Here is a 20,690-nt window from a genome sequence, read left to right on the forward strand (position 1 = left end):
ACCGATAAATACTCGCGCTCCGTATGCGTCCAGATCACGTCCGCTTCAAACAACGCTGCGCGGTTGCGAAACGTATGAATGAGATCACAGCCGAGAGGCGCTTTCAAGCCGCGTCGGATAGTGCGGAGAACACGTCCTTCGGGGTGATCCTGGGAATACGAAAGCGTCATCGATTCCGACTCGGCGTAGTGGTACCCGTACAAGCACCCGACGTTCTCCTCCTTGCGATACCGGCTCGGATCGACGCCGTAGTAAAGATGAACATGAACGTTAGTCGGCGCATTCGCCGTCGTGCTTTTCGCTCCCATATATCCCCCGATATCGGCGCTTGTCCAAGCGCTCAAGGCGCTGAAAAACGCATCGTACCGACGCATGGGCGCAGAGGGAATGCCTTCGAGCAGGACATTCGAACTTAAGCGATGGGTAACCCACACAACGCGTTGCACCTGCGCTGCGTGTTCGGCAGCACTCACAGGGTTTGACCGGATTCTGCTATGCCCCTTGCAAGACAACGACCTTGTTTGCCAGCCTCATTTTTATTTCCTGTGGAGTTCACAACAATTAACAAATGCCTAATGCCTTTCTGCTATTCAACGCGCGACACTGCACAAAGAAGGTATTAGTCGGTAAGGTTTCCGAGCTCTTTTGTTCGGCCAGCCACATTCACAAAGTACCCCGGTTGCTAAATTCCGCCCGCGTTTATAAATAACAACACCGGGGCGGTCCATGTCAAATCCAGTTCGTTCGCGAGCAATCTCGCTTGCACCATCACTGCTGCTGATTCCTTTTCTTCTTAGTCCGATAGCGGCAGCAGCAGCTTGTGCCGTGAACGGCCTTGACACGGTTTGCGACTCGAGTTCGCCAAACCCATGGGCCACGACCATCGGTACTGGTTATGTACCGGGCAATGACAATCAAACAGTCACTGTCCAGAGCGGCGCGACAATTAACACACCCGACGCGTCGGCGATCAGCCTCGCTAACAACGCCAACATCACAGTTCAGTCGGGCGGGACGGTCAGCAACCAGGCGGTCAACTCGCACGGCAACTATGGAACCGGCGCCAATACCATCGAGTTCCAGGACAACGGCACGCTGACCGTGCAAGCGGGCGGCAGGGTGTTGTCCAACGGCACGCAGAACATCGCCGAGGCAGTGAACATACAAGGCCAGGGCAACGTCATTATCAACAACGGCCTGATCCAGGCGATCAACGCCGGCGCCATCTGGTTCCAGAACAAGGTAGGCGGCAACACGGTCATCAATAACGAAACCGGTGTGATCCAGTCACCCGGCAGCGTGATCGGTTCAAGCGGCGACGCCCCCATCGATTTCACCAACAAGGGCAAGGTGATCGGTGACATCGTGTTCTCGGGTGGTGACGACATCATGCGCATCTCTACCGGCTCATCGGTGCAGGGCAACATTGACGGCGGTGCGGGCAACAACCAGTTGTTCCTGAGCGGACTCGGTACGGACACGCTGACCGGCAACATCGTCGGCTTCCAGACGCTCATCAAGACCGACACGGGTACGTGGACCGTCAACGGCATCCTGCCGGGCGTGCAAAGTGCGGAGGTTGCAGGGGGTACGCTGATCCTGACGGGCGATAACAGCACATACACCGGACAGATGCTCGTCGATGCCGCCGGTACGCTTCAGGCACGGGCGCAAAGCCTGCCCTCGGCGATCACCGACAACGGCCTGGTCCGCTTCGCGCAAACCGATGACGGCACCTACGCCGGACTGTTGACCGGTTCGGGCTCGATCGAGAAAACCGGTGCGGGCACCCTGGTTCTGGCGCCCACTGCAACGGGCGGCAACACGTATTCCGGCGGCACGCTGATCACGCAGGGCACGCTCAACATCGGCGCCGATAATGCGCTGGGCGCCGCTACGGGTGGGGTCACGTTCAACGGCGGCACGCTGCAACTGAACAATAGCCTCGACCTGGCCGCGACCCGTGCGATTTCGATCGGCGCGAATGGCGGGACGATCGACACGCAGCAATATTCGTCGACGCTCTCCCAAGCCGTGACGGGTACCGGCGCCTTGACAAAGCTGGGCAGTGGTTTGCTCACAATGAATGGCGCAAGCACCTATGGCGACACGAACGTGCTGGCAGGCACCCTTGCAGTCGGCGACGCGCAACACAGTTCGGCGAGCATCGGCACGGGCACGACGACGGTCGCGGCCGATGCCACGCTTGGCGGTTTCGGCACCGTGCTCGGCTCGGTGACGAACTCCGGCACGATAGCTGCGGCGAACGCCTTGCCGGCTTTCTCGGCATCGACAAACGGCACCTTCGCGATTCGCGGCGATCTCACCAACAACAACACGATTAATCTGGCCGCCGCATCGGGTACGCCGGGCAATGTGCTTAACGTCAGCGGCAACTATGTAGGCAACAACGGCCAGTTGATCGTGAACACGGTGATGAACGAGGGTGGCGCAGCAGCTAATCAGCTCACCGATCGTCTTGTCATTGGCGGCAACGCGAGCGGCAACACGACGGTGGTCGTGCGCCCGAGCGGCCTGGGCGCGCTGACTGTCGGCGATGGCATCAAGGTCGTTCAGGTGAACGGCAGCGCTGCAGCCGGTACCTTCCATATGCTTGCGCCGGTTCAGGCCGGGGCGTACCAGTATCTGCTGTATCAGGGGGGCTCGGGCCGGCCCAGCGACTTCTACTTGCGCTCGTCGCTCGAGAGCGTGCCGGTGACGCCTACGCCGCCGGTTACGCCCGTTACTCCTGTGACACCGGTTACTCCCGTTACGCCGGTCACGCCAGTTACACCCACCGCGCCCGATGCGGTCGTCACGCCGGTTACACCCATTTCTTCGGTCGCTGCCCAGCCGGCTGGTCAGGCTTCGCCCGTCGCGTACCGCCCTGCTGTGGTCGGCTACACAATGACGCCGTCGTTCAACCTCGATTACGGTTTCACGATCATGAACCGGCTGCATGAGCGTGTCGGGGATGTCGCGAGCCTCGAGAATGCGCAGGGAACGCATGGCAACGGCGTGTGGGGACGTCTCGGCGGACAGAGCCTGAACGCCAACTCGGGCGATCGTTTTTCCGGCGATGAACGCACGTTCTTTGCGCAGTTCGGCAAGGACTGGACGCTCTCGACGAATCCGGCGGGCGGCAGCACGCATGCGGGCGTCACGGTGACCATCGGCTCGTCGTCGGCGACCTTCCAGGACAGCGCGCGCAGTCTCAATCCGGCGCTCACGACCGGTACCGGCTCGGTCGAAACGCAGGCGCAATCGCTCGGCGGCTACTGGACGAAGTATCTGCATGAAGGCAGCTACTTCGACGCCGTGGCGCAACTGACCCACTATCACAACAAGTACGGCGATGTGTACGGCGGCAGCGGTTCGCAAAACGGTTTTGGCACGGGCCTGTCCGGTGAGGCAGGCAAGCCGCTGCTGATCGGATCGACGACCATTGCCATCGAGCCGCAAGCCCAGTTGATGTATCAGTACCTGCATCTGAACGGTTTCAACGACGGCGTCTCTCCGGTATCTAGCACGTCGAGCAACGCCCTGCGCGGACGAGTGGGATTCCGGATCTTCAAGGCGAACCTGACGAATGATTCGAAGTCGGGAGCAGCGACGCCTTATTTCACCGCCGACGTTCTGCACGATTTCCTGACGCCGGGCAACACGGCGGTGGATGGAACATCGTTCAACAGCGGTTTGTCGAAGACCTGGTATGAAGTAGGCGTGGGCGTTACCACGAGCATGGGCAAGGCGTCGTCGATGTACGCCAACGTCAAGTACGCCCGCAACCTTGGCGGCGATTATCGTCGCGGAGTATTTGGTCAGGTTGGATATCGATATAGCTGGTAGGCCTCAAGGACATCTTCGTAGAAGGTGCGAGGATGTGCTTCACGACAAAGCCGGCCGCAAGCCGGCTTTGTCGTTTTTAATCTTGGGCAGATGCGGATTCGAGTGCAAGCGCGGGCATCGCGCATGTCTGTCCAGCAAAAGCAGAACGATCGTAACCCCTCGCTTGCACGCTTCGTGCCGACAGTTACGAACCGCTTAGCGCTTCGTCCAGTAACTCGAGCGTGCCCAGCGCTCCGCCTGCGATTCCAACGCCCCGGTGCGGCGCGATGGCGGAATCTCGCGGATTGATCCGGATGATATGTGGACCTAAGCGCTCGCTGAAATTGCGAACGGTAGGGATGGCTTTGCCAGCACCCAGTTCTATAACGACGAGCCGGTCAACAGAAGCAAGCCAGGTATTCACGCGTGCCTCCTGGCGCTCCGTGCGCAGGGCGATCCAGTCGTAGTCCCCGAACATGACGATATTGGGACGTGCGACGGCTCCACAGTGAGGACAAAGCGGCAGGTCGCTGATCAACTGGCATGCGGCTTCGTCCACAACAGGCTGAAATGTTTCCGCCGGCCACATGGCGTCAGAGCAAACCTCCGAGCATTGCAGCACATGGATGGAGCCATGGCATTCGGCAACCCGGTCCTCTGCAAACCCGGCCTTCTGAAATTGCCCGTCTACGTTGCTGGTGAAAACTGCCGCACCAAGCGGCATGTCATTTGCCCAGCGGCGAAGTATCTGAAAACCGGCATGAGGTGTCGTGCGGCGATAAAGCCGCAGCCGCTGGCCATAGAATCCCCAATACAGCGTGGGAGACCGGACTAATGCCCGAGGGTTGGCCGTGTCCTGGAACGTCAACTGGTGGCGTTTCAAGACTGGATAGGATCGCCAGAATCCGTCTGCTCCGCGGAAGTCCGGCAGGCCCGAATCGACACCCATGCCCGCGCCTGCCGTGATCAACAGACCGTCCGCCTGACGGAGCCACGAAACAGCCCGCTTCAATTTCTCGCTTTCGTCCATCCCGTCGACTCTCGTTGGATTCGCCTGTTGCACGCATTGATCGGACTGACGCGGTTAAGCGCGCTCCGATCAATGTTAGCAACAATGATGTGCGTCTGCATCGAGTGGGCAAGTGCTGCGATTTTTGCTGCCGTTCGTTTGGTGTTTAAGGCGCGGGCGGGGGTGCTAGGTTGCGCGGGGGTTTCGTTTGCCCCCTCACCGCTAATCCCTGAACCTAGCAACCCAGCCCCCCGACCACCTGCACCGGCAGCCCCAAACCAAACCCCGAGTGCGAACGAAAAACCCGTCCACTGCCTGATGGCCGCCGTTCAAACTAATATCGAAATGAGCCCCCCGACGGCGAGTCCGGCAGCCAACCACCTCCCTGCCGTGTAGAACTCGTTGTGATTTTCTTGTGGCAAATCCGGACGCTCAAGCCCGAACACGCCGTAAGTAAGCGACTTGATCGCCGACACGTTCGCCGCCGACCCTTGACCACTGCTGGTCTCCTGATTCGCCATTGCCGCGCCCTCAGGCGAGATCGTGACCGCCGCGTCCTGTGTCGCGGGATCTGCCTGCTTCGTCGTTTGTGCCGGGTCGGCATTGTCCTCCGACAAGGACTGTTGTTCCGTCGCAGCATTCGAAGTTGAGATCGTCCGCTCCGAAGTTGGCGACGACGCGATATTGCTGATCTGCATAGCAATCTCCCCTCATCTTCTTAAACGGGCACTGCTGGAATACGACAGGCGAGCATCGAACACATTCATACATTCATTCATCAGTGGTTAAAAGGTAGCGCAATGCATCGATGGAATCGCATATGAAACGAAGACTATTGATGAAGATGTATCACTCTGCAAAGTGAGTCGAGATTAGAGCGATCCGCCGGCGAGACCGGTGCAGTCGATTCGGATGACATGTGTTCCCTTAACATACTTTCTTCGCTGTTTGACCTGTCATGGCGAGATGTGCTCACCCCCTTCCGTTCGCCTATCGGGAAACCCGTAGCCTTTCCCGTTTATCGACTGGAGAGCGTGGATCTTTAGTGTTAGTAAGGATAGGTAAGATCAGCGTTACGAAGACGCTCGATCGCTTACTCCAGCGACTGAAGCAACGTTTGTCGCACTACCGCTGTAATTTCGAGCTGACGCTCGTTTTCAAGTATTCCAATGACCCGCTTGAGCGGACCGTATGGAAGTTGTAGTGCGACCAGCGAATGGTCACGCGCCCATGCAACATGCTTGAGCAAAGGCACGATGGAGATTCCCACGTTTTGCCGGACCAGATCGATGATGGCCGCCACCGAATTGACCTCGAGAATCTCCTTGGGTTTTATCCGCATGCGTCGCAAGGTCTGTTCCACTTTTGCCCCGGTCGGAGATGTCCGGTCGAAGCGAATGAACGGATGACTCTTGAGCAAGGACGCCACATCTGCCTGTGCGGCCGCAACCCGTGTGCTCGCAATGAGCATCAGAGGTTCGTCATAAAGCGGTCTCCACTGCACATTAGCGGGCATTTCGTGCGGTATCTGCACGGTAAGCGCCGCGTCTATCTCGGACGCCCGTACCCGTTCGGCAAGCTCGCCGCTATGACCGAGAACGAGTCGAACGTCGAGACCCGGATACTGGGCTTTCAGGCTAACCAGATTCTGCGAAAGAAAGCCCATTGCCGAGACAATCGCCCCCACGGTGATGCTGCCGGCAATCTCGTGTCCGGTGTGTGCATCCGCAAGCATTGCCTCATATGCCGCAACCAGCTTGCGCGCCTGCGGGATAAGCGCGCGGGCTGCGGGCGTCAGCACGATGGCCCGGCCTGAACGAGAGAACAGCGGCCTTCGGAACTCCTCCTCGAGCGCGCGCATCTGTTGTCCGACTGCCGCCTGGGTCAGCGCGACACGACCAGCGGCGGCCGCGAAGGAGCCGTATTTTTCGATAGCAAGGAAAGTACGCAAAAACCGGATAGTGCTCATGAAAACGGTATTCCGACGTGGCGAGACTAAAGATTTAGTTTAGTTTGTGTAAATATAAATCAGTTAGTTTTTTTGAATTAGCGACTGCACAATTGTACGGTGAACCATTCCGCTACAAGGCTGCAGTCATGTCTCATGCAACTACTCTCCCACCGATAGACGAGCTCATCGGGCGCGGGAAAGCCTACTACGAACTCGGCTCGACCACCGTGTTCGCGCATCGAAACGACCCGCGCTTCGCCTATACGCTTTACGTCCCTAAAGCGATCCTCGAGTCGGGCAACGACGTCGAGCTCGTCGTGGTCATGCACGGAACAGGGCGTCAGTTCACCAACTACCGCGATGCTTTTGCGGAGTTTGGCCGCTGGAACAACTGCATTGTTTTGTGCCCGCTATTTCCGGTGGGCGTACTCGGCGATGGTAATCGGGACGGTTTCAAACATCTGATCGAGGGCGACATCCACTATGACCGCGTGCTGCTCGATATGGTCGACGAGATCGGCGAGCGTTATGGCAAGCGTTTCGACCAGTTCGCGCTATTCGGTTTTTCGGGTGGCGGACAGTTTGCGAACCGCTTCGCCTACCTGCATCCGGAAAGATTATGGGCAGTGTCGATCGGTGCACCCGGCTCGGTGACGACGCTCGACATAAACCGGGACTGGTGGGTCGGCTTGCGGGGTTTCGAACAGCGTTTCGGCAAGGCATTCGACCTTGATGCATTGCGCCGCGTGCCTGTGCACATGGTGGTCGGCAAGGCAGATCTGGAGACATGGGAGATCACGCATCGGGAAGGCGGCCGCCACTTCATGCCCGGCGCGAACGACGCTGGTGCGACCCGTCCAGAACGTCTTAGAACGCTCAAGGGAACGTTCGAGACCGCCGGGATCAGCGTTCAGCTCGATGAACTGGACAACGTTCCACACAACGGCTTGCTGGCTGTGAACGCGGTGCAGGATTTCTTTGCAGGCGTGCTGCGAGCACGCCGGCCCAGCTAGTTCAAACAACGGGCTCGCCATCCCGCGAGCCTCTCTCGCCCAGGCGCGTTGACCTCTCGGGCCGGCGGCGTATATCGCGCGTTATGTGCCCGCTCTTCAGCGGCAACGCGCAGGGGGAGAAGACACATGAATCTAACAAATCACGAAAGCGCACCGCCGCCCGCTGCACCCGAATCGCGTCAGGCCCGCCGCGCGCTTGTCGCCTCGGTGATTGGCAACGGCTTCGAGTGGTTCGATTTCATGGCGTACGTATACTTTTCGAAGATCATCGCGCAGGTGTTCTTTTCAGTAGGAAGCAGCGTTGTGTCGATGTCGCTTGCGCTCGCGACTTTCGCCCTCGGATTTCTTGTCCGGCCGGTTGGCGGCGTCCTGCTTGGTATCTATGCGGACCGCGTTGGCCGTACCCGCGCACTTTCGTTGGTTATGCTGATGATGTGTGCCGGCACGCTGCTGCTGGGTTTGGCTCCCGGTTACGCGACGTTAGGCGTCGCGGCTCCGCTGATGGTGCTGTTGGCCCGGCTGATTCAGGGACTTGCGATCGGCGGGCAATTCAGCCTCTCCTCGGTGGTTGTGGTGGAGACCGCCCCGCCCGGCAAGAAGATGTTTTACGGCAGCTTCAATATGTCGTCCCAGGCGCTCGCCATGTTGCTGTCATCCGGCTGCAGTTATCTGCTGATCAATAATCTTTCGACGAGTTCTCTCACGACCTGGGGCTGGCGCGTGCCGTTTCTGATCGGTTCACTCGTTGGACCGCTTGGTTTTTACATCCGGCATAACGTCGCCGAATCGCCGGAATTCGAGGCTCTGCGCAAGCAAGTCCGCACGGGCGCCACGCGTGCCTTCCGGCTGCGCGACTTTGTGCGCGAACAAGGCGATGCGGCTTTATGCGCGATGGGCGTGATGATCATCGGCACGGCATCGAACTATTTGTGGAACGCGTATTTGCCCGTGTATGTCGAACACCAACTTCATCTCCCGCTTAAATCGGCGTTGCTTGGAACGTTCATCGGCGGCGTCATCAACTTCCTGCTTTTCCCTGTGTCGGGCAAACTGGCGGATAAATTCGGTGCGTACCGGCTTTTCTATCCGCTGGTGATCAGTTGGTTGTTATGCACCTTCCCCTTGTTCTGGTTCATCGTTTCCGCGCCATCGCTCACTCGTCTTTTCATCGCGCAAATCATTGCATCGATCTTCCAGGTGGCGATAGCGGGTCCGCACCCCGGCATGCTGGCAACGATCTTCCCGGCGAAGGCGCGCTCAACCGGCGTGGCGCTTTCGTATAACCTCGCGGTCACATTATTCGGCGGCCTTGCTCCGCTGACCGTGGCGACCTTGACGGAAGTTACCGGCAGCCACTATGTTCCCGCGTTTTATGTCGTCTTTGCCGCGCTGGTTTCACTTGCGCTCGTAGCGTTCACTCGCACCGGGCAGACCGCTTTGGCCAGCGACCGTGCTGACAAGAAGCACTTTTTTTCGGCGCAGCGAGTTCCTCCAACAGCGTGATTCGCGAATGCGCTTTCGACACCTGCTCGAGATGCCGGATTCCTGCGGCGTATTAACGAACAAACCCTCGCTGCTGAAGGCGCAATCGGCGTAATTCGTCCTGGGTTGGTTGCGCAAAAAGCGCCATCGATCATTGACGAAATCAATGCTGAGTCACATCATTAGTGACCTTCACGCACGAGTTATAAAATGAGCTTCGACGGACGCACGCTGTCCAATATCAGCGTTCTAGCCGCGATCGTGGAAAGCGGCAGCTTTGCGCGCGCAGCAGACGCTCTGGGTTTGTCACCCTCCGGGGTGAGTCGCGCCGTTGGCCGGCTCGAATCGAGCATTGGCGTGCGCCTGCTTGACCGGACCACGCGCTCCGTGACACTGACGGACGAAGGAAGGCAGCTGTATGAGGAAATCGGCCCGCTGCTGACGGGTATCGGCGATGCAGTGACTATGGCAGCCGGGGCCTCTGCTGCCGTGCGGGGGCGCTTGCGTGTGAACGTCGATGCATTTTTTTCGCGCAGGATGCTGGCGCCTCATATCGCGAAGTTCCTGGATCGTTACCCTGAACTTTCGCTGGAGTTGGCGACACGCGAGCAACTCGGCGATCTCGTTGCCGAAGGTTTTGATATCGCGATACGCTTCGGGCAACCACCCTCATCGTCTCTCATCGCGCGCAAATTGCTCGCGACCCGTACCGTGACCGTTGCCGCGCCGGCCTACATCAGGAAGCATGGGCGACCTGAAACACCCGCGGACCTCGTCAATCACGCCTGCATCCAGATGCGAAATCCAGTGACTGGACAACCGCTGGAATGGGAGTACAAATCCGGCCGTAAAATCATCCCCGTGAAGACTTCCGGCCGCCTCCTGGTCACTGAAGCCGGCACCATGCTGGGTGCATGTCTTGCAGGCGTGGGGATTGCACGCATCAAGGCCAGCGGGCTGCGGGATCTTATCGATAAAGGCCGTCTTATCGAGCTGCTTCCGGACTATGCGGGAGAAACATTTCCGCTCTACGCGCTCTATCCTTCGCGTCATTTACCCGCTGCAAAGGTGCGAGCGTTCATCGACTTTGTGATCGAAATTCTGGATGGTGACGCGGCGTAGGTTTCGGGGCAGCGCCGGACTTACCCCGGGATGAGTGCCAAAACGTCGTCATAGAGTTTGCGGGGCACGTGAGCACCGTTCGCCTCGCTTCTTAGCCTCGCGTCGAAACGCCGTTGTGAGGGAAGGCGCGCACCTTGACTCACGATGCCGTCGAACAATGCTTCAGCACGCTGATCGTGTTCTGCTCTGTCAGGCCCGGTGAAAAGAGCAGGGTTAAAAGCCAATATGAGTTCACCATGGCACGGCGTCGCATTCGCACCCTCGTCGAAAGCTTTCGAGTCGGCCGATGTGAGGTCCCCGATCAACGGGCCAGCTAACAATTCGACCATTGCCGCCAATGCGGAGCCTTTGTGACCTCCAAACGTGAGCATGGCGCCTTTCATTGCCGCGGCAGGATCCTCAGTCGGTTGGCCCTCCGCGTCCAAGGCCCATCCAGGTGGAATTTTCTTATCCGAGCGACGATGCAACTCAATGTCGCCGCGAGCAATCGCGCTTGTAGCGAAATCAAACACGAACGGGACTCCGCCTGATCGAGGCCATGCGAAGGCGATAGGGTTGGTGCCAAATACCGGCTTCGTTCCACCCGCAGGCGCGACCCAACTGTGACTTGGTGTCATTGCGAGAGCCGCTAGTCCCTCGCTCGCCAATCGCTCGACCTCCGGCCAAAGGGCCGAGAAGTGGAAGCAGTTGTTAATGACAAGCGCGGCAATGCCTACTGTTCGAGCCTTCTCGACGAGAACCTTGCTGCCCATTTCAAAAGCGAGTTGCGAATAACCGAACCGGGCATCTACCCGAACCAATGCCGGCGAAACATCCGTTATCACGGGCTTGGCGTCGCGGACCACTTTGCCTTTGCGCAGCGTGTTGACACACACGATCAATCGATAGATTCCATGCGACTGACACTCATCGCGTTGCCCGGCGACAATTACTTTAGCGATCGCTCGCGCATGGTCGTGAGCCATGCCATTTACTGTCAACACCCTAAACGACAGGTCGAACAGTTCACTAAGGGTTAGCCTTACCACGTCGTCCATTTTTGCCTTCGCTTGTGCGCCAGAGATAATCTGCTCTAGTCTCTAGTACATTTTTGGATACAATATACCTCCAAGCGTAAGCAACTCCCGAACCTAAGTCAAGACGCGCGTGCACTGTTCGACACATCAGGCAGCCCTATCTGCGTTTGTACCTATCGAAAACGATAACAAGAAATTTCTTGACCAGTTATATTGGATCCAAGATATTGACGCCAATCTTATGCTACTGATCTCACCACGCTGGCGAAGCGTTCAATAGATCGAAAGAACATTCACCCGTCATCTCGGGACGCATCAAAACACCATCCAATCAGCGGGTTAACCCCAATCAGTCAAGATGAACCAGGGGTAACGACGGTTGACACCGTATTTTGGATCCAGGATATTGAACATATTCGAAATCAACTTCATTGAGCGCCAGGCGCGAAAGTGTCTGGGGATTCTCTCCATCATTGGAGCTTCTTATGTCACCCATAGCAGCGCGGCTTGAACGGTTGCCGTTTAGCCACTTCCATTTCAAGTTGCTCGTCATGGGCGGCCTCGGCTTCATGTTCGAGGCAGTCGATGCGGCAATCATTGCCTTCATCCTGCCGGTGCTTCGCACCAAGTGGCACCTGACCAGCTTCGAAACCGGGCTGCTTGGAAGCAGCACCTATATCGGTTTCCTGGTGGGTGCGCTGTTCGCTGGTTTACTGGGTGACCGCTTCGGCCGCAAGGTCATCATGATGTGGTCGCTCATGATTTTTTGCGTGCTTACACTGGCTAACGCCTTCGTGAACGACTGGCATACGTTCTTCGTATTGCGCGCATTGGCCGGGATCGGCATGGGTGCCGAAGGTGCGATCATTGCCCCGTTCCTCGTCGAGTTCGTGAGCAACAAGTATCGCGGCAGTTTCGCAGGCGCTCTGGCAGGGTTCTTCTCGTTCGGCTTTGTTGCGGCGGCTCTCATTGGTTTCTTCGTCATTCCGCTTAGTCCCGAGGGCTGGCGCATTGCACTCGTGATCGTGTCCCTGCCGGTTCTGGTTCTGCTCTGGTGGCGCAAGTCGCTTCATGAATCGCCACGTTGGCTCGAAAGCCGCGGGCGTCATGCTGAAGCAGGCGCGGTCGTGGCCGATATCGAAGCGCAGATCGAGCGACGGGGCGTAAAACTGGCTCCCGTGGTTGCCACCGCGGACACCCCGTTTTTACATGAGCATTCGAGCTCATTCTTCGGAAATCTAAAAACGTTGTGGATGGTGCCCTTGACCAAGACGACGTTCATGACGTGGTGCTTGTGGCTGTCCATCACGTTCTGTTCTTACGCATTTTTCGTGTGGATACCCGGACTGCTTGTTCAGCACGGAATGACCATTACAAAGAGCTTTGGCTTCTCAATCGGTATCTACGTCGCGCAGATTCCCGGCTATTACTCTGCGGCGTACTTCAACGAGAAGATCGGCCGCAAAGCCACGATCGTCACCTATATGGTGCTCGCCTGTCTCTCCGCCGTTAGTCTGGCGTTCTCCACCACGGACCTCACCATTGTCATCTTTGCGGTCGCCCTCTCCTTTTCCATGAATGGCGTCAATGCAGGCCAATACGCGTACACGCCGGAAGTATTCCCTACGCACTTGCGAGCAACGGGCATGGGCACCGCTTCCGCATTCGGGCGTATCGGCGCTATCTGTTCGCCCATGCTGGTGGGTTATATCTATCCGTTATGGGGTTTCCCGGGCGTCTTTGGAATGTGTACCGCGATGCTTGCAATGGGTGGTCTCGCCGTCCTGATCCTGGGTGTATCAACGACTGGTCGTACGCTCGAAGAAATCACTGCCGCTGAATACGGTGATGATCACGCGGGGAGTCTTCCGCCGGCAAAAGCAGGGATCTAATCATGTTCTCCGCTAGTCCGATCACAGCAATCACGTCTCTTGCGTATTCTCTGCATTGTGGCGAGGCACCTGACGTGTTCTGGAAGAACCTGGAGTGCGCCCTTCACGATGCCTTCGGTCACCGGCTGTTCACGGTACTCGCCTACGACTCGCAAAACGGATTACTCGGACGCGTATACAGCACCCGGCCGGATTTCAACCCCGTGGGCGGTCGCAAGCGCGTAACGAAAAGCATGTGGACACGACATGTCCTGGAGGACGGCAAGATCTTTCGCGGCTCGACACGTGAGGACATCAAAGCCGTGTTCTCGGACTACGAGGTGTTGTGGGCAAACGGGTGCGAAAGCGTCTTGAACATCCCGGTTCGGAAGCAGGGAGTCACCATCGGTTCTCTCAACCTTCTTGACGGCCCGGGGCAATATAACGACGCGTTGATCGAGCTCGCGTACGTGTTCGCCCAGTTGTCGGTCATACCCTTGGAAGCCAGTCGTGCCGCGCTCCCACTACTCGACAACGACAGCGGGAACCTGGAGGAGGTGTAAGGAGCCGGACCGTAAGGTCCGTCTACCTGACGCACGCATTTTTCGATAATCCAATTGACAACCCCGATCGCCGGCGGCATCATGTTTTCGATATATGGATAATGTATCCAATATAAAACAGTGCCAACTGCGGTTGGAAACTGAAGAAGTACCGGAGACTCAGATGAACACTCACTTGTCCATGGTCGCAGCAACAATTTCTGCTGTCGGCCTGACCTTCGCGGTCGCGGCGCATGCCGATACTCAGTCCGTCTTGTTGGGGCTAGCCGCACCGATGACCGGCGCGCAAGCACAGTACGGGAAGGATTTTCAGTCGGGCGTCCTTCTTGCGTTGGACGACTTCAACGCAACGAAGCCGAAGGTCGACGGAAAAGAAACCCGGTTCACGCTCGAAAGCATGGACGATCAGGCGGACCCGAAGACCGGTACGGTGGTCGCGCAAAAGCTGGTCGACGACGGTATCAAAGGGATGATCGGCCACTTCAACTCGGGCGTGACCATTCCTGCATCGGCAATCTATTCACGTGCAGGTATTGCGCAGATCTCGACGGCGACAGCCCCTCCATACACGCGGCAAGGCTTCAAGACGACGTTTCGCATGATGACCTCCGACACGCAGCAAGGCGGCGTGATGGGCAAGTACGTGGTGCAGACATTGAAAGCGAAGCGTATAGCCATCATCGACGATCGCACGGCTTATGGACAGGGTCTTGCCGAGGAGTTCGAAAAGTCGGCGAAAGCCGCCGGCGGAAATATTGTCGATCATGAGTTCACGAATGACAAGGCAGTCGACTTCAAGGCAATCCTGACCAGCGTAAAGGCCAAGAATCCGGACTTCATTTATTACGCTGGCGCTGACGCACAGTCCGCGCCGATGATCAAGCAGGCTCGCACGCTCGCCATGCAAGGTACGTTTGCATCGGGCGAAATGTCGAAGACGGATGACTTCATCAAGATCGCGGGGAGCGCGGCTAACGGCGCGATCGTGTCGCTTGCTGGTCTGCCGCTTGAAAAAATGCCCGGTGGCCCTGGCTTTACGCAGCGTTACAAGGCTAAGTTCAACACGGAGCCGACAACCTACTCGCCTTATAGCTACGATGGAGCAATGGCATTGATGAAGTCGATGGTCGCCGCCAACTCCTCGGATCCGGTCAAGTATCTTCCGGTACTCGCAAAGATCGACATGAAGGGCGTCACCACGGACCACTTTTCATATGACCAGTACGGCGATCTGAAGGACGCGATCATCACAGTCTACAAGTGTGAGAACGGTCAGTGGAAGCCGGTCGACATTCTCGGCTCCAAGTAATCGATTCACGGTGCGGGCGATGCTTCTATCGTCCGCCGTTAACCTCAACACGTAATTTTAGTCATGGCAAATCAGACCACCCGAACTTCGACAATTCCAGACGTCCTCGTGATCGGCGCTGGAATTGTCGGACTCGCGTGTGCGTGGTCAGCGTTGAAAGAAGGGCTAACGGTCACCCTCGTCGATCGCGATTTTGACGGCGATCGCACCTCGCACGGTAACGCTGGCGGAATCGCGGTGACCGAGAGCACGCCTATTTCGGTACCCGGCCTGTTCTTCAAAGCAAGCAAGTGGCTCCTCGATCCGCTAGGACCTCTGGCACTTGACTGGAAGCATGTACCGAGCGCTCTGCCGTGGTTCCTGGAATTCCAGCGGGCGAGCAGCCCTACGCGGTTCAGGCAGATATCACTCGCACTCGCGGCCTTGAACAACCGCGTCTATGACGATCTTGTGCCAATGTTCGAGGACGTTGGTGCGATGAGCACGTTCTATCGCCGGGGTGCGATTACGCTTTACGAAACCGACGAAGCATTTTATGCGGACGCGGACGAGTGGAAGCTCAAGCGAGAACTTGGTGTGCGCTGGCGTGCGCTGAACCAGCAAGAAGTGCGGGAATACGAACCCGCGCTAGCACCCGTTTTCAGGCACGGCATATTCCTTGAAGACTGGTCCCATATTGGAGACCCTAAACAACTTGTCTCGCAACTCAGGGGGCGTGTGAATGCGCTTGGCGCGCGATTAGTGGAAGACGTTGTCACCAAGCTGGATGTCTCCAAGGGCGACGCGCCGGCGGCCGTCCTGAGAAACGGTGAGTCGATACACGCTCGTCAGGTCGTGGTCGCAACGGGTGCGTGGTCTGCCGCGTTAGCAGAATCCGTCGGCGACCGCGTGCTGCTCGACAGTGAGCGGGGCTACAACACCACGTTGCCGCAACCTGGCATTGCACTGTCGAGAGAGGTCATTTTCGCCGAACGCAAATTTGTCGCGACGCCGCTCGATATCGGTATCCGCATCGGTGGGGCGGCAGAGTTCGCGGGTCTGAAAGCGGCGCCGAACTACAAGCGCAGCGATGCGTTATTGACGCTCGGAAAAAGATTTTTGCCGGGTATCAGGGACGAAGGTGCGGTTCAGTGGATGGGACACCGGCCAGCAACGCCTGACTCCTTGCCCGTGATCGGTAAGTCGCCGACTACGGCCAACGTCATCTATGCATTTGGCCACGGGCATCTAGGGCTGACGCAGTGCGCTACGACCGGTGCACTTGTCGCGGATCTATTGGTTAATCGAACACCCCGGACCTCGCTCGAGGAATATTCGATCAAGCGATTCCGGAAATAAGCGAGGCGTAGATACGCCCTCGGTTTCTCGCGGCGAAGCCCGCTCAATTATTTATTCATTCTCAGAGGTGTAGTCATGCAAGTTAATTGGAAAGGCGTTTTCCCTGCAGTCACGACGAAATTGAAGGACGACGGCTCGCTCGACACGGAAGCAATCAAGGCAGGTCTGAACCGGCTGATCGACAATGGCGTGGGTGGCGTTGTCATGATGGGTATGGTCGGGGAAAACGCTCAACTCACACCGGACGAAAAGCGCACGGTGTTGAAGATCGCGGTCGAAACCGTTGGAGGCCGCGTGCCTATCGTGTCGGGACTTGCTGAAACGAACACCGGAAGCGCTATCCAGTTTGCGAAGGATGCCGAAATAATTGGCGTGCAGGGCTTGATGGTTTTTCCGGGGCTGACGTACAAGTCGGATGACCGCGAAACGGTGGAGTTTTATCGCACCATCGCGCGCGCCACGAAGCTTGGCATCATGATCTACAACAATCCGCGTGGTTACGGCGTGGACATGCGCCCGGACCTGCTGGAACAGTTGAAGGGCGAAGCCAATATTGTTGCAGTCAAGGAAGAATCGTACGACACGACACGCGTAACGGACCTGTACAACCAGTTCGGTGATCGCTTCCTGGTGTTCTGCGGTGTCGACGATCTGGTACTGGAATCGGCAGCCCTTGGCGTAACCGGCTGGGTGTCGGGAATGGCTAACGCCGTGCCGAAGGAATCGGTTGAACTCCTCAACCTCGCCGTGAGTGGTGACTTCGAAAAGGCGCGTAAGCTTTATCGTGTGCTTACGCCGTTGTTCCATCTCGACGTCCACGTAAAGCTTGTCCAGTACATCAAGCTGGCTGAAAACATCACAGCGGGCTATTCGGAAAGCCTGAAGGCGCCGCGTCTGAAGCTAGAGGGCGAAGAGCGTCGGAAGATTGTCGCCATCGTCGAAAAGACGATGCAGGATCTCAAGGCGCTTTCGTAAGCCTCCAGCAAAAACGATCCAGGTTTCTTACGTCAGCTCCGCGTTACGTTTACGCATCGCGCGACTACCTGGGAAATCTGGTGGGTGAACCGGAGCAAGATAAATGAAAAGCACCTTCTTCTGTATCGACGGTCACACGTGCGGCAACCCTGTGCGCGTGGTGGCTGGTGGCGCCCCAGTACTCAAGGGTGCAAACATGATCGAGCGCCGTGCTCACTTCGAGCAGGAGTTCGACTGGATCCGCACTGCCCTGATGTTCGAGCCCCGCGGACACGAAGTCATGTCCGGCTCAATCCTGTATCCGTCAACTCGTGCCGACTGCGATATCTCGATTCTGTTTATCGAGGTGAGCGGTTGTCTGCCCATGTGTGGTCACGGAACCATCGGCACCGTCACCACCGCTATCGAAAACGGTCTGGTACGTCCGCGTGAGCCAGGCATCGTGCGCCTGGACACGCCAGCAGGCCTGGTCGTGGCACGGTACAAGATGACTGGCGAGCATGTCGACTCGGTTCAATTGATCAACGTCCCATCGTTCCTGCATTCATCCGATCTCAGCGTGGAAGTCGACGGCATCGGCGAGATCCGCTTTGATGTGGCCTATGGCGGCAACTTCTACGCAATCGTTGAAGCGCAAGAAAATTTCGCGGGATTGCATACGTTGAAACCCTCCGACATCCAGCGCCTGAGCCCGGTTCTTCGTCAGAAAGCCAACGAGAAGTACGACTTCGTTCACCCGGAAAAACCGGAGATTCGTGGGCTAAGCCATGTCATGTGGACCGGGGAGCCGACTGTAGCCGGTGCGACTGCGCGAAATGCAGTGTTCTACGGCGACAAGGCAATCGACCGCTCACCGTGTGGAACCGGTACGTCGGCGCGAATAGCTCACCTCGTTGCAAAAGGCAAGCTCGAGATTGGCGAGCGCTTCGTGCACGAAAGCATCATCGGTACGCTGTTCGACGGCGTTGCCACCGAAGCGACCAAGGTAGGCGAGTTCGACGCCATCATCCCGAGCATTGAAGGATGGGCTCGAGTGACCGGGTACAACACGATCTTCGTGGACGACCGTGACCCTCTCTCGAAAGGTTTCCTGCTGAAGTAATTTCCAGGCCGTCGAGCTGACGCGGTTCGACGGTCCTCTCTCAATGGAGCAGCAATGTTGATCCTCAAAAACGCACGGGTCCTGGATAAGAATCACGAACGTGACACAGCGCTGTATTCGATCGTCATCGAAGGACACAAGATCACGCGCGTCTCCCGCGAACCCGTGTCCGCCGATGACGCCGAAGTGATCGATGTAGATGGCCGGACTGTCATGCCGGGGTTGATCGATTGCCATGCTCACGTCATTGCATCGGTCGCGCATTTGGGCTCTAACAGCCGTCTGCCCAATACGTTCGCCGTCTTAAAGGCAGTCCCCATTCTCGCAGCAATGCTGAATCGCGGCTTTACAACAGTGCGAGACGCCGGCGGTGCCGACTATGCCCTGGCTAAAGCCATTGAAGAAGGCGTGATTGCCGGTCCACGGCTGTTCATAGCCGGAAAGGCGCTTTCGCAAACCGGCGGCCACGGTGATTTTCGCGATCGCTTTGATAACTCTGATCCCGATCCTTGCGGTTGTAGCCGCAACCTTGGTGCGATCGGACGAATTGTCGATGGCGTGGACGAGATGCGAAAGGCCGTGCGGGAAGAAATGCGCGCAGGCGCAAACCACGTGAAGATCATGGCGTCGGGTGGCGTGGCGTCACCAACCGACCCGATTGGAAATTTCCAGTTTTCGATCGATGAAGTCAAGGCTGCTGTCGAAGAAGCTCAGTCGCATCAGACGTATGTGATGGCGCACGCGTACACGGGTGCCGCTATTTCTCGCGTAGTCAAACTGGGGGTACGTACGATCGAGCACGGCAACCTGATTGATGACGAGGCTGCGGCGGTGATGGCGGAACATGGCGCCTACGCGGTTCCTACTTTGGTTACGTACGACGCAATGAGCAAAGTAGGCGCGAAGTCGGGTGTGTCGGAAAGCGCATTGTTGAAGAACGAAGATGTTCGAACCCAGGGATTGCGCGCGCTGGAGATCCTGCGGCGGCATGGCGTCAAGGTAGGACTAGGGACGGACCTGCTCGGCGACATGCATCAGTTTCAAAGCGATGAACTGTCGATTCGCGCCAACATCGTCGGAGCGTTCGAGACGATCTGCCAGGCCACGGCGATCGGCGCCGAGATCGTTGGCATGGAGGGCAAACTCGGCGTGGTGGCCAGTGGCGCGTTCGCCGACCTGCTCGTCGTCGATGGCGATCCGTTGGACGACATCACGGTCTTGACCGGACAAGGCGAGAGGATCGCGGCCGTCATGAAAAATGGAGCCTGGATCCGGCGTGCGTCGCTCTGAAAAGAGGTTTTAGGATTTTGGATCCGATAGCCCGTCCATGGTACGATTGATCGTCCCTTCTAATAGACACTCCCGCAATGGCTACGGCAACTCTCAAGCAACGACCACCGAAAGCAGGCGGCGCATCCGAAGTCGTTGAACGCATATCGCGAAAAATCGTGAGGCCTACGGCTGTCGATCTGGTAACGGACGAGGTACGCCAGATGATTCTGAGCGGTCGGATTGCTCCAGGCGAGGTTTTGCGTCAAGAGGCGCTGGCTGAAGAACTCGGCGTTAGCCGCGTGCCTGTGCGAGAGGCGATTACCCGGCTGCACGCGGAAGGGCTGTTGAATGTGGTGCCGCACAAGGGGGCCTACGTTCACGACCTGTCAGTGGACGAGGTTCGTGAAACATTCAATATCCGGCTTCGGCTCGAGCCATGGATATTTTCTGAAGCCATTCCCCGCATCACGGACGCGGAAATCAATAAGGCTGAAAAGCTTGTCAAAGAGATGGACAAGGCAAGCGGCGGTGAATGGGGCCACTTGAACTGGCGATTCCATGAGACGCTTTATCTGCCTGCGCATTGCGAAATTACCTTGCAGATGCTGCGCGTCTTGCATGATCGCTGCGACCGGTACTTTCGTTTCCAGGTTGTGAAGGTACCTATTCGCGAACAGTCCCACGAAGAACATATGCAACTCGTCGAGGCGTGTCGCAAGCGTGATGTGAAGCTTGGGACCAAGCTGTTGGAAAACCATGTGAAGGTGGCCAGTCAACAGATCGTCACCATTGTTGAAGCGGTTGTGAAGAAACAGGCGTAGAGCAATGAGATGAACGAA

General features: G+C 57.5%; 16 protein-coding genes and 1 pseudogene. 12 read left to right on the forward strand and 5 right to left on the reverse strand.

Going from position 1 to position 20,690, the window contains the following annotated elements; all coding sequences use genetic code 11:
- Nucleotides 1-473 (reverse strand): annotated as a pseudogene (locus EOS_RS48200) (hypothetical protein); the annotation flags it as partial.
- Nucleotides 474-726: 253 nt separating this feature from the next.
- Between EOS_RS48200 and EOS_RS21015 the strand changes: the two are divergent.
- Entirely contained in the window at nt 727-3,849 is a 3,123-nt protein-coding gene (locus tag EOS_RS21015; RefSeq protein ID WP_047848629.1) for an autotransporter family protein, read from the forward strand.
- A 184-nt stretch (nt 3,850-4,033) separates the two neighbouring features.
- On the opposite strand, the gene EOS_RS21020 is transcribed toward EOS_RS21015, so the two are convergent.
- From EOS_RS21020 to EOS_RS21030, 3 genes are all read right to left on the reverse strand, one after another.
- The gene (locus EOS_RS21020) at nt 4,034-4,858 is read right to left on the reverse strand and encodes an SIR2 family NAD-dependent protein deacylase (protein WP_047848630.1); all 825 of its coding nucleotides are present in this window, start codon (nt 4,856-4,858) and stop codon (nt 4,034-4,036) included.
- 308 nt (nt 4,859-5,166) lie between these two features.
- Complete coding sequence (locus tag EOS_RS21025) at nt 5,167-5,535, reverse strand: hypothetical protein (RefSeq protein WP_047848631.1); 369 nt, start codon at nt 5,533-5,535, stop codon at nt 5,167-5,169.
- Between the two features lie 395 nt (nt 5,536-5,930).
- Nucleotides 5,931-6,806, reverse strand: a complete 876-nt coding sequence (locus EOS_RS21030; RefSeq protein WP_047848632.1) for a LysR family transcriptional regulator — start codon at nt 6,804-6,806, stop codon at nt 5,931-5,933.
- Between the two features lie 128 nt (nt 6,807-6,934).
- On the opposite strand from EOS_RS21030, the gene EOS_RS21035 reads away from it, so the two are divergent.
- The 3 genes from EOS_RS21035 to EOS_RS21045 all read left to right on the forward strand — a co-directional run bounded on the left by EOS_RS21035 (nt 6,935) and on the right by EOS_RS21045 (nt 10,405).
- A complete protein-coding gene (locus EOS_RS21035; RefSeq protein ID WP_047848633.1) occupies nt 6,935-7,801 on the forward strand; it encodes an alpha/beta fold hydrolase in 867 nt (288 codons plus the stop codon).
- Nucleotides 7,802-7,927: 126 nt separating this feature from the next.
- Complete coding sequence (locus EOS_RS21040; protein ID WP_047848634.1) at nt 7,928-9,304, forward strand: MFS transporter; 1,377 nt, start codon at nt 7,928-7,930, stop codon at nt 9,302-9,304.
- Between the two features lie 189 nt (nt 9,305-9,493).
- Complete coding sequence (locus EOS_RS21045) at nt 9,494-10,405, forward strand: LysR family transcriptional regulator (RefSeq protein ID WP_047848635.1); 912 nt, start codon at nt 9,494-9,496, stop codon at nt 10,403-10,405.
- Nucleotides 10,406-10,425: 20 nt separating this feature from the next.
- Here EOS_RS21045 and EOS_RS21050 read toward each other — a convergent pair whose 3' ends face one another.
- Nucleotides 10,426-11,442 carry an Ldh family oxidoreductase gene (locus tag EOS_RS21050; protein WP_047848636.1) on the reverse strand — a complete coding sequence of 339 codons (1,017 nt, stop codon included), beginning with the start codon at nt 11,440-11,442 and terminating at the stop codon, nt 10,426-10,428.
- Nucleotides 11,443-11,906: 464 nt separating this feature from the next.
- On the opposite strand from EOS_RS21050, the gene EOS_RS21055 reads away from it, so the two are divergent.
- The 8 genes from EOS_RS21055 to EOS_RS21090 all read left to right on the forward strand — a co-directional run bounded on the left by EOS_RS21055 (nt 11,907) and on the right by EOS_RS21090 (nt 20,672).
- Nucleotides 11,907-13,313, forward strand: coding sequence for an MFS transporter (locus EOS_RS21055; RefSeq protein ID WP_047848637.1), 1,407 nt, complete (start codon nt 11,907-11,909; stop codon nt 13,311-13,313).
- A 2-nt stretch (nt 13,314-13,315) separates the two neighbouring features.
- Nucleotides 13,316-13,855, forward strand: a complete 540-nt coding sequence (locus tag EOS_RS21060; protein WP_047848638.1) for a GAF domain-containing protein — start codon at nt 13,316-13,318, stop codon at nt 13,853-13,855.
- A 163-nt stretch (nt 13,856-14,018) separates the two neighbouring features.
- Nucleotides 14,019-15,164: a branched-chain amino acid ABC transporter substrate-binding protein gene (locus EOS_RS21065; RefSeq protein ID WP_047848639.1), complete on the forward strand. Its 1,146-nt coding sequence runs from the start codon at nt 14,019-14,021 to the stop codon at nt 15,162-15,164.
- A gap of 63 nt (nt 15,165-15,227) precedes the next feature.
- Nucleotides 15,228-16,502 (forward strand): NAD(P)/FAD-dependent oxidoreductase, encoded by a 1,275-nt coding sequence (locus EOS_RS21070; RefSeq protein WP_082163449.1) that lies wholly within the window; start codon nt 15,228-15,230, stop codon nt 16,500-16,502.
- A gap of 75 nt (nt 16,503-16,577) precedes the next feature.
- Entirely contained in the window at nt 16,578-17,477 is a 900-nt protein-coding gene (locus EOS_RS21075) for a dihydrodipicolinate synthase family protein (protein ID WP_047848640.1), read from the forward strand.
- A gap of 103 nt (nt 17,478-17,580) precedes the next feature.
- Complete coding sequence (locus tag EOS_RS21080) at nt 17,581-18,579, forward strand: 4-hydroxyproline epimerase (RefSeq protein ID WP_047848641.1); 999 nt, start codon at nt 17,581-17,583, stop codon at nt 18,577-18,579.
- Nucleotides 18,580-18,633: 54 nt separating this feature from the next.
- Nucleotides 18,634-19,869 carry a metal-dependent hydrolase family protein gene (locus tag EOS_RS21085; protein ID WP_047848642.1) on the forward strand — a complete coding sequence of 412 codons (1,236 nt, stop codon included), beginning with the start codon at nt 18,634-18,636 and terminating at the stop codon, nt 19,867-19,869.
- A gap of 77 nt (nt 19,870-19,946) precedes the next feature.
- Entirely contained in the window at nt 19,947-20,672 is a 726-nt protein-coding gene (locus tag EOS_RS21090; protein WP_082163450.1) for a GntR family transcriptional regulator, read from the forward strand.
- Nucleotides 20,673-20,690: the final 18 nt, after the last annotated feature.

Source organism: Caballeronia mineralivorans PML1(12), assembly GCF_001028175.1.
In the GTDB taxonomy this organism is placed as follows: Bacteria; Pseudomonadota; Gammaproteobacteria; order Burkholderiales; family Burkholderiaceae; genus Caballeronia; species Caballeronia mineralivorans.

What these genes read in the sequence shown, in the direction of transcription:
- EOS_RS21020 (WP_047848630.1), bottom strand. Translation starts at nt 4,858, where the DNA reads ATGGACGAAAGCGAGAAATTGAAGCGGGCTGTTTCGTGGCTCCGTCAG.
- EOS_RS21070 (WP_082163449.1), top strand. Translation starts at nt 15,228, where the DNA reads ATGGCAAATCAGACCACCCGAACTTCGACAATTCCAGACGTCCTCGTG.
- EOS_RS21050 (WP_047848636.1), bottom strand. Translation starts at nt 11,442, where the DNA reads ATGGACGACGTGGTAAGGCTAACCCTTAGTGAACTGTTCGACCTGTCG.
- EOS_RS21045 (WP_047848635.1), top strand. Translation starts at nt 9,494, where the DNA reads ATGAGCTTCGACGGACGCACGCTGTCCAATATCAGCGTTCTAGCCGCG.
- EOS_RS21065 (WP_047848639.1), top strand. Translation starts at nt 14,019, where the DNA reads ATGAACACTCACTTGTCCATGGTCGCAGCAACAATTTCTGCTGTCGGC.
- EOS_RS21015 (WP_047848629.1), top strand. Translation starts at nt 727, where the DNA reads ATGTCAAATCCAGTTCGTTCGCGAGCAATCTCGCTTGCACCATCACTG.
- EOS_RS21040 (WP_047848634.1), top strand. Translation starts at nt 7,928, where the DNA reads ATGAATCTAACAAATCACGAAAGCGCACCGCCGCCCGCTGCACCCGAA.
- EOS_RS21075 (WP_047848640.1), top strand. Translation starts at nt 16,578, where the DNA reads ATGCAAGTTAATTGGAAAGGCGTTTTCCCTGCAGTCACGACGAAATTG.
- EOS_RS21060 (WP_047848638.1), top strand. Translation starts at nt 13,316, where the DNA reads ATGTTCTCCGCTAGTCCGATCACAGCAATCACGTCTCTTGCGTATTCT.
- EOS_RS21085 (WP_047848642.1), top strand. Translation starts at nt 18,634, where the DNA reads ATGTTGATCCTCAAAAACGCACGGGTCCTGGATAAGAATCACGAACGT.
- EOS_RS21025 (WP_047848631.1), bottom strand. Translation starts at nt 5,535, where the DNA reads ATGCAGATCAGCAATATCGCGTCGTCGCCAACTTCGGAGCGGACGATC.
- EOS_RS21030 (WP_047848632.1), bottom strand. Translation starts at nt 6,806, where the DNA reads ATGAGCACTATCCGGTTTTTGCGTACTTTCCTTGCTATCGAAAAATAC.
- EOS_RS21080 (WP_047848641.1), top strand. Translation starts at nt 17,581, where the DNA reads ATGAAAAGCACCTTCTTCTGTATCGACGGTCACACGTGCGGCAACCCT.
- EOS_RS21055 (WP_047848637.1), top strand. Translation starts at nt 11,907, where the DNA reads ATGTCACCCATAGCAGCGCGGCTTGAACGGTTGCCGTTTAGCCACTTC.
- EOS_RS21090 (WP_082163450.1), top strand. Translation starts at nt 19,947, where the DNA reads ATGGCTACGGCAACTCTCAAGCAACGACCACCGAAAGCAGGCGGCGCA.
- EOS_RS21035 (WP_047848633.1), top strand. Translation starts at nt 6,935, where the DNA reads ATGTCTCATGCAACTACTCTCCCACCGATAGACGAGCTCATCGGGCGC.